This window comes from Komagataeibacter sp. FNDCF1 (assembly GCF_021295335.1).
Classification (GTDB): domain Bacteria; phylum Pseudomonadota; class Alphaproteobacteria; order Acetobacterales; family Acetobacteraceae; genus Komagataeibacter.
Map to the genome: position 1 here is coordinate 2302626 of NZ_JAIWOT010000001.1, position 14138 is coordinate 2316763.

9 protein-coding genes are annotated in these 14138 nt (G+C 59.3%); 8 read left to right on the forward strand and 1 reads right to left on the reverse strand.

The genetic code is table 11. The annotated features are described in order from the left end of the window. Positions 1-41: 41 nt before the first annotated feature. Positions 42-1400, reverse strand: a complete 1359-nt coding sequence (locus LDL32_RS10920) for a peptide MFS transporter (RefSeq protein WP_233066811.1) — start codon at positions 1398-1400, stop codon at positions 42-44. Between the two features lie 24 nt (positions 1401-1424). Here LDL32_RS10920 and LDL32_RS10925 point away from each other — a divergent pair, with 24 nt between their 5' ends. The 8 genes from LDL32_RS10925 (at position 1425) to choV (ending at position 14030) form a co-directional block, all read left to right on the forward strand. Further along, positions 1425-1640: a hypothetical protein gene (locus LDL32_RS10925; RefSeq protein ID WP_233066814.1), complete on the forward strand. Its 216-nt coding sequence runs from the start codon at positions 1425-1427 to the stop codon at positions 1638-1640. 237 nt (positions 1641-1877) lie between these two features. Next, entirely contained in the window at positions 1878-3932 is a 2055-nt protein-coding gene (locus tag LDL32_RS10930) for a phosphocholine-specific phospholipase C (protein ID WP_233066817.1), read from the forward strand. 562 nt (positions 3933-4494) lie between these two features. After that, the gene (locus tag LDL32_RS10935) at positions 4495-6915 is read left to right on the forward strand and encodes a TonB-dependent receptor (RefSeq protein WP_233066820.1); all 2421 of its coding nucleotides are present in this window, start codon (positions 4495-4497) and stop codon (positions 6913-6915) included. 82 nt (positions 6916-6997) lie between these two features. Further along, positions 6998-9130 (forward strand): CocE/NonD family hydrolase, encoded by a 2133-nt coding sequence (locus LDL32_RS10940; protein WP_233066823.1) that lies wholly within the window; start codon positions 6998-7000, stop codon positions 9128-9130. 72 nt (positions 9131-9202) lie between these two features. Beyond that, positions 9203-10729: a choline-sulfatase gene (gene betC / locus LDL32_RS10945; RefSeq protein ID WP_233066824.1), complete on the forward strand. Its 1527-nt coding sequence runs from the start codon at positions 9203-9205 to the stop codon at positions 10727-10729. 307 nt (positions 10730-11036) lie between these two features. After that, positions 11037-11966 (forward strand): glycine betaine ABC transporter substrate-binding protein, encoded by a 930-nt coding sequence (locus tag LDL32_RS10950; RefSeq protein ID WP_233066826.1) that lies wholly within the window; start codon positions 11037-11039, stop codon positions 11964-11966. Positions 11967-11982: 16 nt separating this feature from the next. Then, a complete protein-coding gene (choW, locus tag LDL32_RS10955) occupies positions 11983-12831 on the forward strand; it encodes a choline ABC transporter permease subunit (RefSeq protein WP_233066828.1) in 849 nt (282 codons plus the stop codon). Then, positions 12831-14030 carry a choline ABC transporter ATP-binding protein gene (choV, locus tag LDL32_RS10960; RefSeq protein WP_233066830.1) on the forward strand — a complete coding sequence of 400 codons (1200 nt, stop codon included), beginning with the start codon at positions 12831-12833 and terminating at the stop codon, positions 14028-14030. Before choW ends, choV begins: the two co-directional genes overlap by 1 nt. Positions 14031-14138: the final 108 nt, after the last annotated feature.

The following is a 14138-nucleotide window of genomic DNA, read 5'->3' on the forward strand; positions in this document are numbered from 1 at the left end:
AATATTTTACATTTTACTTCCGGTAAAAATCCATGAATTACTCATGTCCCCATCTGTGCGGGAGACATATATTTCCGGCACAGTGCAATACCGGCAACACCCATGGCCGTAAGCACGGCCACCGTGGCCCAGTACGGCGTGGGGGCAAGGTGGCCCCACAGCATGCCGACCCATCCGCTTGTGATGTTACCGGCGAAAATCGTGAGGTACCATATCGCCATCGGCACCGAATTGCGCACGGACGACCCCTGTCGTGAAAACAGCCCCATGGCGGCCGGACTGAAATACAGGTCGCCGATTTCCCAGGTCACCAGGTACATCACGATCGTCCACGTTGCGGGCGCATGATGATTGAGCACCATGGCAAGCACGACAAGAAAAATCTGGGATGAGAGGATGATCAGCATGCCGGTCGTCATCTTGCGCATGGCGGACGGTTCGCACACCCGGCGTGCCTGCATGCGCCATACCGCCATCAGGGCGGGGGTGCCCAGCAGCACGACAAGCGGCGGCACCGACTGCACCCACACCATGCCGACACCCGCCGTGCCCGGCACCATCCAGCGCATCATGCTGTTGGCCTGCTGTTCATAGCTTATCCAGATGAACACGCATGACAGCGCAAGCCCCGCCACCAGCCAGCCCGCATGCCTGCCTTGTGGCCCGCCAGGCCCATCCTGTGGCGCCGGGGGCGCATCCGGCGGGGGAAGCATGCGCGCGGGCAGCCAGAAATGCCCCCCCACGACATACAGCACCACCCCGAATATCATGCCCACAGACGTCGCCATGAACGCGGCATCCCACCCCGCACGGGCAACCAGAACCGCACAGACCACGGGTGCAAGGGCCGCCCCGATATTGATACCCATGTAGAAAATGGAGAAACCCCGCTCACGCCGCCTGTCACCAGGGGCATACAGATCGCCCACCTGTGCCGCGATATTACCTTTTATGCCACCGGTCCCGATGGCGATGAGCAGAAGGGCCACCAGAAAGAAACCGGATACCGGAAGAAGCAGGTGGCCCGCCACGATCAGAATGCCACCGGCAATGATCAGCCGTGACTTGCCCATGCCCCGGTCAGCAAGATAACCGCCTACAAGGGGGGTGAAATAGACGAACCCCGAATAAAGCCCATAGACCTGCGACATGACAATGGACATGTCAGCGGCGTGGGGATCGAGATGCAGCAGGCGGCAGAACGCGTTCAGGCCGAAAACGGTGCCATGGCCGGGCCGGAACAGCACGCTGCCCATGTAGAGGACAAGAAGCGCCCGCATGCCATAAAAGGAAAACCGCTCCCACATCTCCACCTGGGTCAGCACGAACAGGCCAGCGGGATGACCCAGTATTTCCTGCCGCCGCCAATTACGGCCCGACCCGGCGCCTAATCCCCCCATGCAGCCCCCGGCCAGAAAATGATCATGATCGCTGCCTTTCAGGGTATGGAAAAGGAATGCACCCGCCATCACGCCCGCGGGCCACCCGCCGGGACGTCCGCCCCCCGGCATGGTGGTCGCCGCACGGCCCTGCCCATTCCCGCATCACATGGTACGGCCACGGCAATCGGTACGGCAGTCCGGGACATGTCGGGACAGGCCAGCGCGACATGGCGCATTCCGCTGGATACGGAACCGTAACATATTCTACCCACCGGATGGCGGCATCCGTCAATATCGTTAAACGTTTTTTACCCTGTCCGGACATCATGAAGGCCCGGCCGGCATGGTGGTCCGCGCCCTCCATCCCCATAAATAAGGCTGACGGGTCGGCTGCATGCAATCCCGTGGCGTCCCTGATACTTTAACCTGATCCGGACAGATGCCATAGCTAGGGGGCGTAAGACCCATGTCAGCATCCATGCGGGATACACGTTCATGACACGATCATCCGTGACGGGCCGGCGCCGGTTCCTGCAATATGGCACGGCGGCACTTGCGGCGGCCACGCTGCCTGAAAACGTGCGGCGCGCGCTGGCCATTCCGGCACGCTCCGTATCGGGCACGATCACCGACGTGAAACATGTGGTGATCCTGATGCAGGAAAACCGCTCGTTCGACCATTATTTCGGAACCCTGCGCGGGGTACGCGGCTATTCGGACCCACGTGCCATAACCCTGCCCGGTGGCGCATCGGTGTTTGAACAGCCCGCCGGGCCGGGGCGGACGGTCCTGCCCTTCCGCTTCAATACACACGAAACGGGTGCGGAATGCCTGCCCAGCCTCAACCATGACTGGAAAGGCAGCCAGCAGGCATGGAACAGATGGGACTGCTGGGTCCCGCACAAGACCGAAATGACGATGGGATACTTCACGCGCGAAGACATTCCCTATTACCACGCCCTGGCGGATGCCTTCACCATTGGCGACAGCTACCATGCCTCCCTGTTCGGACCCACAAACCCCAACCGGCTGTTCCTGTTTTCCGGCACCAGCGGCCTTGCGGTCGGCGATAACGCGCAGCAGGCCGTGGCCAACATCGATGACGGCAACTGGACCGGCGAAATGGCGCATGACGACCCCCGTTTCCGTGCCTATCGCTGGAACACCTATGCCGACCGCCTGCTCCGCCATGGCATAAGCTGGAAACTCTATCAGGAATACGACAACTTCGGGGACAATGCGCTGGCCTATTTTGCCCGGTTCCGCAATCTGGACCGTTCATCCACCCGGTGGGCACGCGCACGGTCGATCGCGCCGGGCTCCACCGCACGGAATGCGGCGCAATCCGAAGGGCGTTTCCTGCTGGCGGAATTCGAACGTGACATTGCCGGGGGCAGACTGCCACAGGTATCATGGATCGTGGCACCCACGGCCCTGACCGAACACCCCGATGCCCCACCGGGTTATGGGGAATTCCTGATTTCGCGCATGATGGACATATTCGTCCGCCATCCCGAAACCTGGGCCAGAACCGTTTTCATCCTGAACTATGATGAAAACGACGGCTTTTTCGATCATGTCCCCGCCCCTGTTCCCGCGCTGGATCCGGCACAGGGGGCCTCCAACGTCTCAACCCGGGGCGAGAGTTATTTCGGCGTGCCGGTCGGGCTTGGCCCGCGTGTTCCCCTTCTTGCCATTTCTCCATGGAGCAAGGGCGGATGGGTATGTTCCGAGGTGTTTGACCATACATCGGTCATCCGCTTTCTGGAAAAACGCTTTGGCGTGCATGAACCCAACATCACGCCATGGCGGCGCAGCGTGTGCGGCGACCTGACATCCCTGTTCGATTTCAGCGTTGAACCACAGCCCCTGGCTGCGGACCTGCCAGATACTACCACCTACCTTGCCGATACCCATCGTGCCTGCATGCTGGCGCCACCCCGTGTTCCGGAACGGCAGTCCATGCCCGTGCAGGAACCCGGACAACGCCCGGCGCGTGCCCTGCCCTATCGCATGACCGCCAGCGCACAGGTCGTGGGGACGGATATCCATCTGGCATTCAGCAACACGGGTACGGCCGGTGTCGTACTGCGCGTAGACTGGGGGGAACCGCAGGGACCACGACATTACACCATCGCCGCCGCATCCGGCATGACGGCAACGGGCAGTATCCCGGCCGGACCCGTCATCGTACAGGGTCCGAATGGGTTCCTGCGGGAATTCAGGCTGGAATCCGCTCCGGCACTACAGGTGCATGAACACTATCATCCCCAGTCGGGCTGCATTGCCCTGTCTTTCCACAACCGGTCCCCCACCGCCATGACCGTGCATGTCCGCATGGACTCCCATGACGGCGTAGCTGCATGCGATATTCCGGTGCCATCCCGGTCCCGCGCCCGGGGGGAATGGAACATCACCGTATCCGACCACTGGTACGACCTGCACGTCACCTGCAATACCCACCCGCGTGCCTGCTGGCGGCTGGCCGGACATATGGAAACAGGCCGCCCCAGCCGCAGCGATCCCTCTATCGGACGGATCATGTCCTGACCGGTGGAAATATTGCGGCCAAATAACGTCCCGAAGCCACCAGGGCCGCAGCACGACCACGTGACCGGACACCGGCGGCACCGGACTTCACATCATAGGCCCATTTATCCTTCCGCAATCATGGTACGGTCACGAAACGGATTCGGGTTTCGCCATTCGTTTCTGGTAACAAACATTTTATGAATTTCTGAAATCAGCCTATGGAGATGGTGAATTCCGCTATATGGTGCATATGGTCCAAAACAATAATTTTGACAAATTGGCAATGTTTTCATTAATTAAGAAGTGCTGTCGAATATTTTCAATCGGATGTCGCAGTAATTATGGCCGCATCGAAGCGTGTCGTATCCTATCGTAATACCGGGCTAAAAAATCACTTCCTGTAAGAAACTAGCAAGTATCTTGGGAATTGTATCTTCCCGAATACACATCAAGACAATAATTTGGTATTCATTTTGGGGTAAGCAGACGGAATTAGGAAGCGTTCCCGATAAACCGCAACCCAGGAAATGCAGCCAGACCATGTCTCTACATATGTTTTCAAGTGTAGGAGTCTGACTAAATGCAATTATGGTCTGTTCTTCGTTGTACACTCCTGTCCGCCCTGTTCCTGTCCTGCGCGCAGGGCGCGCTGGCGGCGAGTGTCACAACACCCTCTATCGGTTCAAAGCGCACAGGTGGAAAAAGCACACCCACATCGACCGCGCACCAGGCATCCGCCACCAGCGCGTCCGCGCCGCGCCGCAGTGCGGCGGAAACGCTCAGCGTGAGCGTCGCGCGCCACCATGACCACGGCAGTGTCCAGACCATAACATCGGAAATGCTGTCGCGATCCGTGCCGGGCACCAACCCGCAGAAGGTCCTGGCCACCCAGCCGGGCATCATGTTCCAGTCCGATGACCCGCAGGGCATGGATACCTGGTCAAACCAGTTCTACATGCATGGCTTCCTGCAGAACCAGATCGGCATGACGCTTGACGGCATTCCGCTGGGTGACCAGGAATTCCATTCCGCCAATGGCCTGAACACGACAGCCGCCATTTCATCGGAAAACGTCGGGCGCATGGATGTCTCCATGAGCGCGGGCGCCGAACACGTGGCCAGCACCAGCAACCTGGGTGGCGCCGTGGAATACTTTTCCAGCGACCCGACCCACAAGCGCCACCTGACCACATCCCAGACATTTGGCAGCAACGCCACGTACCATACCTTCATCCGCGCGGATAGCGGCGACCTGAACAAGACGGGCACCCGCTTCTACATGTCCTACATGCGCAACGACATGGAAAAGTGGAAAGGCGGCGGCAACCAGTTCGCCCAGCAGGTCAACGCCAAGCTCGTGCAGCCGATCGGGCATGAAAGCTCGATTTCCGCCCTGTTCGACTGGTCGGACAAGGATCTGTACAACTATCAGGACATGTCCTTCGACATGCTCCAGAACGGTGGCTACAACATCGACAACTTCATTGGCACGCCAAACGCCTATGCCAAGGCCTACCGTTCGGCACTGTCACTGAACGGTCTGCCGGGGGGCAAGCTGCCCGCAAGCTATTCCAAGATGTCCGACCCGTGGGATGCATCCTATTATGATGGCGCGACGGTGGAACGTGACTATCTGGGCGGGATCAATTTCGATTTTGCGCTGACCCATCGCCTGCGCTGGAAAACGGTGGCGTATGGCCAGGGCCAGTACGGCCGTGGATCATGGGCCAACCCCTATGTGGCCTCGCCCGACGGGGCGCCGCTGATCGAACAGATCACGGTTACCCATAATCAGCGCTACGGCATTACCTCTGCGCTGCATTACAACATCGCGCATAACGAGATCAGTGCGGGCGTATGGTATGAAAACTACCATACCTCAATCGGGCGTAACGCCTATTCGGAACCCGTGCTGGGCCAGGGCTCTCCGTTCAACGTGCTGGGTTCCCTGCCCTCCCCGTTTGAATCACTGTGGGGGCAGAGCATCAATTCCAACAGCTTTACCGCCTTTGTTCAGGATACCTATCACCCGATTTCGAACCTTTCGGTGCATTTCGGCTTCAAGTCACTGCTGGAAACCGTCCGGGGCGGGGAAACAGACAACCTGGAATCCTATACCGGCGTGGGTGCGCTTGCATCCGGCAGTGTCACGACCGCCAAGGCCTTCCTGCCGCATATCAGCGCGGACTGGCATTTCCTGAAACATCATGAACTGTTCTTCGACGTTGCCGAAAACGTAAAAGCCTACCCGATTTCCGGCTTCAAGGAAGGTGCGTCCCCCTTTGCCGTCAGCCAGACCGCGTATAACCAGATCCAGCAGAGCGGGGGCCTGAAGCCGGAAACGGACTGGAACTACGCTGTCGGCTACCGGTATTCCGACAAGCTGATCCTGGCATCGCTGTTTGTCTATCACACCGATTTCCACAACCGCCTGCAGCAGATCACGTCAGGCACGATCGTCAACCCGATTTCAACCGTGGCCAATGTCGGCACGGTCAACATGAACGGCGTGGATGCGGGACTGACATTGCGGCCGATCAGGAACCTGTCGATCTATAACAGCATAAGCTACAACCACGCGACCTATGCGGATAACGTCATATCCGAAGGGACCGTCTACCACACCCATGGCCAGCAGATCGTCAACTACCCGCGCTTCATGTACAAAGGCAGCATCTCCTATATGTACAAGGGCGTGGATATGCATGTCGACACCCAGTACATGGGCCAGCGCAACTTCAGCTATACCGGTGACATGCGTGTTCCGGGCTACTGGATCGAAACACTGGGCCTGCGCTACCGCATGGAGAATTTCGGGCGCTTCAACCGCCGTCTCGACTTTGTGAAGAACCTGACTTTCTCTTTTGATATCTATAACCTTGCCAACCAGAAATATATCGCCACAACAGGTGAGAACGGCAACCCGATGACAGGTGACTACCAGTCCTTCCTGGTCGGCGCGCCCCGTCAGTTCTTTGGTTCGGTCAAGGCGGAATTCTAGGACAGACCCGTTTCCGTCATTTCATTTCGTTAAAGTAATGCATGCAGAGTAGTCAGAAAACATGATAAGACGCCGACGGTTCATGGAACTTCTTTCCGGCACCTGCCTGGGGCTGGAACTGGTCACGACCAACTGCTCTGCAACATTCGCGGCACCATCGCCCGATACATCAGGGGTCCATGTAACCGAAAACATATGGATTCCCATGCCCGATGGCAGACGACTGGCCGCAAGGCTGTTCCTGCCACCAGGCCAGCAGGCGACCCCTACGGGGGTCGTCATCGAATATCTCCCCTATCGCAAGCGCGATGCCTACCGGTACCGTGATGATATTGCCGGACCGGGACTGGCCAGCCGCGGCATCGGGCTGATCCGCATAGATATCCGCGGCACCGGTGATTCCGAAGGCATCATTGATGACGAATACAACCCGCCCGAACAGGATGACCTGCGCCACGTGATCGACTGGCTTGTGGCGCAGCCATGGTGCAACGGCCATGTCGGCATGCGGGGCATTTCCTACGGGTCCTTCAACGGCCTGCAGGCGGCTGAAAAGGGCTATCCCGCGCTGAAGGCCATCGTATCCGCCTGCGGGACGGAACAGCGCTATCTGGACGACATCCACTATCGTGGCGGATGCATGGTCCAGAGCCAGCTGGACTGGGGCATGGAATGGCAGGTCATCATGCGCGCGGCCCCCGATCCCGAGATTGTGGGGGCCGGGCAATGGCGCGCGTTGTGGCAGGAACGACTGGATGCGGTGGCACCTGTCGGCCTGTCGTGGATGGCGCACCAGCGCAAGGACCAGAAATGGACCTATGGCTCCATCCAGGATTACAGCGCGATCCGGTGCGCCATCTTCCATGTTGGCGGCATGCTGGACTCGTACGTCAATTCCGGGCCGCGCCTCATGGAGCTTGCGCCCCATGTGCCGCAAAAGGCGCTGATCGGGCCATGGACCCATAAATGGCCGGGCTACCCCGACCCGCCGGGCCATACCGGGGCACCGGCCTTTGTCGCCAACGGGATTCCCGGCCCCGGCATCGACTGGCTGCCCGTTGAAGCCCGGTGGTGGCGCCACTGGCTGATGGGGGAAGAAAACGGAATCATGGACGGCCCCGCCCTGTGGGCCTTCCGCGAAGATGCGCCACCCGGCCTGTTCTTCCCGCAGGATACGCCCGGCCAGTGGACCAGCAGCCAGACATGGCCGCCACGGCACCACAGGGCACGCGTGTTCCATTTCTCGTCCGACGGGCTGAAGCGCGAACCCCACCACGGCAGTCCGCTCGTCCTGCGCACGAATCTTACGACCGGTTTCTCGACCCCCACGACCTATATTACCGGGGACCCGGATTCATGGTGGCGCGACCAGTCCCGTGATGATGCGCAGAGCCTGGTGCTGGATACGCCGCCACTCGAGACCGCCCTTGACCTTATGGGGCAGCCTGTCTTCCGCATAAGGGTCAGTTCCAGCGAGCCCGTTGCCAAGCTGTTCGTCCGGCTGAACGAAGTCATGCCCGATGGCTCGTCCCGCCCGGTCAGCAACGCCATACTCAACCTGACCCATCGTGACAGCGACAGCGAGCCATCCCCCCTTGTTCCGGGGCAGGAATATGATGTCTGCCTGAAGGGACTGTTCGCGTGCTACCGCTTCGCACCCGGCAGCAGGCTGCGCGTGGCGCTGAGCGAAAGCTGGTGGCCGGTTACGTGGCCTTCACCCCGCATGGTAACGCTGCGGATCATGCCACGACATTCCTCGGTCGAACTGCCGCTTGCCCCGGACCGTGAAACGCCGCCCCTGCCCTTTACCGTACTGGCCGAGCGCTACGACCACCATGGCCTGCCGCCGGCCCCCTACCATGACAGCCTGCATGACGTACGGATTTCCGGGCCGGAGGGGCAACGGACCTTCACGCTGGAATACGGCTCCCGCCAGCCACAGGTCAGGCCGGTTCCGGGCCTGACAACATTGATGGGCGACGCAACCTATGCCCGCCGTGTCATACGTGAGGACGATCCCGGCAGCGCCGTAATGGAATCCGAATGCAGCAGCATCTATGTCCACAAGGGGCAGAAAGTCATGCTGCGGGCCAATATCGTGGTCTCCTGTGATTCCACATCATTCCATGGCACCGAAAGTTTCGAGGCATGGCTGAACGGGAAACGGATCATGCAGCGGCAATGGACACGAAGCTGTCCACGTGACCTTGCATGATCCCGCGCGCATCATGACCCGCTACCGTTTAACCCGTTTTACTTATCATTCAGTAACTGAAAAGGATTTCTCATGACCGAGCAGCCTAATATCCTGATCCTCATGGCGGATCAGTTAAGGGCATCGGCTCTGCCTGCGTATGGAAATACGGTTGCAAAAACGCCAAACCTGAACCGTCTGGCGGACCGTTCCGTCATTTTTGAAAATGCCTACTGCAATTTTCCCCTGTGCGCGCCCTCGCGCTCGGTTTTCATGTCCGGGCAGCTGGCAACGCATATCGGCGCGTTTGACAACGCAGCCGAATTCTCTTCCCAGACCCCGACCTTCGCCCATTACCTGCGCACCTTTGGGTATGAGACAATCCTGTCGGGCAAGATGCATTTCTGCGGCCCCGACCAGCTTCATGGTTTTGAAAAGCGCCTGACAACCGACATCTATCCCGCCGATTACAACTGGACGCCGGACTGGACGCGCTTTGATGAGCGACTGGAATGGTACCACACCATGCATTCAGTCACCGAAGCTGGCAAATGTGTCCGGACGAACCAGCTGGATTTTGACGAGGAAGTGGTCTTCAACGCCCGCCAGAAGCTGTTCGACATGGCACGCGAACCGGGACAGCGCCCGTTTGCAATGGTCGTCTCCCTGACCCATCCACACGATCCCTTCACCATTCCCGACCCGTGGTGGAGCCTGTACACCGATGAGGAAATCGATGACCCGGTCGTGCCTGAACCACCAGGTACGGACCCGCATGCAAAACGGCTCCGTCACGTGAACGGCGCGGAACTGCTGCAACCGACACCCGCACAGGTCAAGACGGCGCGCCGGGCCTATTATGGTGCCTGTTCCTTTGTCGACCACCAGTTCGGCATCCTGCTTGATACGCTGGAGGCAACGGGCTTTGCGGAGAATACCATCGTCATTGTCATGGCCGATCATGGCGAGATGCTGGGCGAACGCGGCATGTGGTACAAGATGAGCTTCCATGAGGACGCATGCCGCATTCCGCTGCTGATCAGCGCACCCGGCCGCTTTGCCCCGCACCGGGTGTCCGAATGTGTCTCTCTTGTTGACCTGCTGCCGACCCTGGCGTCCGTCGCATCCCCTGACTGGAAGGAACAGGCGCCCACCCGCTTCCTTGATGGCCATTCCCTGCTGCCCCACTGCATGGGGGAAGGCGGGACCGATGGCGTGTATGGTGAATACACGGCGGAAGGCGCCGTGGCCCCCATGGTCATGATCCGGCGTGGGCAGTACAAATTCATCCACTGCCCCGCGGACCCGGACCAGCTGTATGACCTGAAGCAGGACCCCTACGAACTGAACAACCTGGCGGCACTGCCGGAACACGCCGCCCTGACGGAGCAGTTCCGTGCGGAGGTCGCGCGCGAGTGGGATATTCCCGCGCTTCATGAAGCGGTACTGGCCAGCCAGGAACGACGGAGCTTCGTGGCAAGGGCGCTGGCAAAGGGCCAGCAGTCACCATGGGACCACCAGCCCGACCGTGATGCATCGTCGATGTATATCCGCAGCCACATGGACCTCGAGGTTCTGGAAAAACGCGCGCGCTTCCCCACGGTCGCCCATCACGAATGATGCCCTGATCGGCCATGCCGTAACCTGAAGCCGGTTTTCATCCCATTCGTGGGGGCTGCAAGGCCACCATGGATGGGATTTCGTTTTTTTGTTGAAACCATTTATCTGACACAAAATCATTCCTGAGCATTTGTTTACATCCGACATCATGCTGCATGATAAAGTCATGCACTTCCGAAATTCAGTCACAAATTCAGCAATTTAAATTATCTCCCGAACCGGGCCTGTTTGGCCTTGCGCTCCTGTAAGTTTCTTATGCAGAATAAATTTCCGCCCGGTTTTTCCAGTAAAGGATACGCCGTCTGTCATGCGCCGCCTTTTTCTTGTACTGTTTCTTGCGCTCGGATTACCTTCCGCCGCACGGGCTGCTGACCCGGCGGCCTGCCACACGGTCCGGCTGGCCGATGTGGGATGGACCGATGCCTCTGCCGTGACAGCCGTGGCGGCGGAGATGTTCGATGCACTGGGATATGCCACCACAACCCCCATGGTCACGCTGAGTGTCGCCTATCTCAGCATGAAATCCGGACAGATCGACGCCTTCCTGAGCAACTGGAACCCCACGGGTGTTACAGCCATCGCCCCCTACCTGAAGGATGGCAGCGTAAAGCAGATTGCGGTCAACCTGAGCGGTGGCCATTTCACCCTTGGCGTGCCGGACTATGTCGCAGCACAGGGCCTGCGCGACTTCAAGGACATCGAGGCATGGGGGCCGAAGCTCCATCGTGTCATCTACGGCCTTGAATCCGGAAATGACGGTAACGCCATGATCCTGAAGATGATCAAGAACAACGATTTCGGGCTGCAGCACTTCCGTCTGGTCGAAAGCAGCGAACAGGGCATGCTCAGCCAGGTGTCACGCTCGATCGACAGCCATCGCCCGATCGTGTTCCTGGCGTGGGAACCCCACCCGATGAACATAGACTACAGGATTACCTACCTGACCGGTGGGGAACGTATTTTCGGGGCCGGGGCGTATGTCGATACCGTCACCCGCGCCAGTTATGAAACCGCATGCCCGAATGCCTACCGCTTCCTCAGCCAGATCCGGTTCTCGGTCCAGGACGAGAACATCCTGATGAAGGCGGTACAGGACGACCACATCCCGCCACGCAGGGAAGCACGGGACTGGTTGCGCACCCATCCCGACGTTTTCGGGCCCTGGCTGAAAGATGTCACGACGTTTGACGGACAGCCGCCACTGGACGCCGTGCGCAACCATCTGGGCATTCATTAAGGACAGACCCGTCATCATGAAAAATCTGGAACTCTGGATTACATCGCACAAGCTACCGGTTGGCGCGGTCATGGCGCATCTTGTCGATTTTGTACGCAAGCATGGCATGTTCTTCTTCAACTCGGTCAGTGATGTCATCGGGTATTTCGCCGATGGCCTGACGGACCTGCTGCTCAGCATTCCGCCGCTGCTCATGCTTGTGCTCTTTACCGGGGGTGCCTATCTGGCACGCCGCTCGATCGGACTTGCAACCCTGGTCGGGCTGGGGCTGCTTTTCATCATTAACCAGGGGTACTGGCAGGAAACGATGGGCACCCTGTCCCTCGTGCTGTTCTCCACCCTGATCTGCCTGCTTATCGGGGTGCCGCTGGGCATTGCCGCGGCCCACCGCCCATGGCTTGCGCGCCTGCTCCATCCCGCACTTGATCTCATGCAGACGCTGCCCACCTTCGTGTACCTCATTCCGACCCTGATCCTGTTCGGCCTCGGTACGGTTCCGGGCATGATTTCCACCATTGTCTTCGCCATTCCCGCACCGATCAGGATGACGGAAATGGGAATCGCATCCGTGCCGCGCGCCCTGCTTGAAGCGGGAGAATCCTTTGGCACCACCCCCCGGCAGCTATTGTGGAAGATCGAGATTCCATCCGCCCTGCCCATGATCCGCGCGGGCCTGACGCAATGCATCATGCTCAGCCTGTCCATGGTGGTGATCGCGGCACTGGTTGGCGCGGGTGGACTGGGCGTTCCCGTCGTGCGCGCGCTCAACACCGTGCAGGTTGATACAGGATTTGAATCCGGATTCGCGATTGTTCTGCTCGCCATCATTCTGGACCGGCTGTGCCGTGCAAAAGGAACTTCTTGATGACTACGGCACTTGCCTTCAGCCATGTCGACATTCTCTTCCATCGTCAGAAAAACAAGGCTGCCCTTGCCCGTGCGCTGACCCTGCTGGACCAGGGCCGCACGCGTGAGGAAATTGCCCGTGAAACCCAGGTCACGGTGGGTGTGGCGGATGCGAACCTGAGCGTCGAACGCGGCGAGATCAGTATCCTGATGGGGCTTTCGGGCTCGGGAAAATCCACGCTGCTGCGTGCCGCAAACGGGCTGAACAAGACGGTGCGGGGCGAAGTACAGATTGGCAACGGGGTCGCATATGTCGATCTTGCGAACTGCGATGACGAGACACTGCGCGACATCCGCAAGACGCGCATTGCCATGGTGTTCCAGAATTTCGGCCTGCTGCCGTGGCGTACGGTACGCGACAATGTGGGGCTGGGCCTGGAACTGCGCGGTGTTGTTCCATCGATCCGGCAGAAGATGGTTGATGAAAAGCTGGAACTGGTCGGCCTGTCACGCTGGGCGGATGCGCGCATAAGCGAACTGTCGGGTGGCATGCAGCAGCGTGTGGGGCTTGCGCGCGCCTTTGCCACCGATGCCGACATCCTGCTGATGGACGAACCCTTTTCCGCACTGGACCCGCTTATCCGGCGCAAGCTGCAGGATGAACTGCTCAATATCCAGCAACAGCTCAAGAAAACGATCATCTTCGTCAGCCACGATATTGATGAAGCCCTGAAGATCGGCAACCAGATCACGATCATGCGCGAAGGCCGCATCGTGCAGACCGGCACGCCCGATGATATCCTCTTCCGTCCCGTCAATGACTATGTGCGGGAATTCATACAGCACATGAATCCCCTGCCGGTCATGAACGCCCGGTCCGTCATGCGCAGGCTGTCCGACCTGACCGAGGGGGAAGACGGCTTTGTCCTGCTTGACAGGGCAGGCTTCTACCGGTTCGACTACGTATCGGGGCAGTTGCGGAGCATGGATGGCACATTGCTCGAACTCCAGCAGCACATGGCGGTGCCCGACACACAGGAATGCACGATCCGGCCCGGCGTCACGCAGTGCGTTCCCACCGGCACGTCGCTGCACACCGTGGCCATCCTGCAGCAGCGCAGCGACATGCCGGTGCTGATTCATGACGGGGGTGAAATCATCGGCCTGTGTGACAGTAGCGACATCATCAACGGGATGACCGGCATACTCAAGGGCTAGTATCAGGACAGAAACGACCGGATCGGGGCAATCATGCCGGAGCGTTCCATCACGGCCTGTCGTAATTTGAAAACATGATGACGCCATTTTCAATTCCACTGTCAAATC

Excerpts from the sequence above, each read along its gene's own strand:
- LDL32_RS10920 (WP_233066811.1), bottom strand. The coding sequence starts at position 1,400 with ATGGGGGGATTAGGCGCCGGGTCGGGCCGTAATTGGCGGCGGCAGGAA.
- LDL32_RS10925 (WP_233066814.1), top strand. The coding sequence starts at position 1,425 with ATGATCGCTGCCTTTCAGGGTATGGAAAAGGAATGCACCCGCCATCAC.
- LDL32_RS10930 (WP_233066817.1), top strand. The coding sequence starts at position 1,878 with ATGACACGATCATCCGTGACGGGCCGGCGCCGGTTCCTGCAATATGGC.
- LDL32_RS10935 (WP_233066820.1), top strand. The coding sequence starts at position 4,495 with ATGCAATTATGGTCTGTTCTTCGTTGTACACTCCTGTCCGCCCTGTTC.
- LDL32_RS10940 (WP_233066823.1), top strand. The coding sequence starts at position 6,998 with ATGGAACTTCTTTCCGGCACCTGCCTGGGGCTGGAACTGGTCACGACC.
- betC (WP_233066824.1), top strand. The coding sequence starts at position 9,203 with ATGACCGAGCAGCCTAATATCCTGATCCTCATGGCGGATCAGTTAAGG.
- LDL32_RS10950 (WP_233066826.1), top strand. The coding sequence starts at position 11,037 with ATGCGCCGCCTTTTTCTTGTACTGTTTCTTGCGCTCGGATTACCTTCC.
- choW (WP_233066828.1), top strand. The coding sequence starts at position 11,983 with ATGAAAAATCTGGAACTCTGGATTACATCGCACAAGCTACCGGTTGGC.
- choV (WP_233066830.1), top strand. The coding sequence starts at position 12,831 with ATGACTACGGCACTTGCCTTCAGCCATGTCGACATTCTCTTCCATCGT.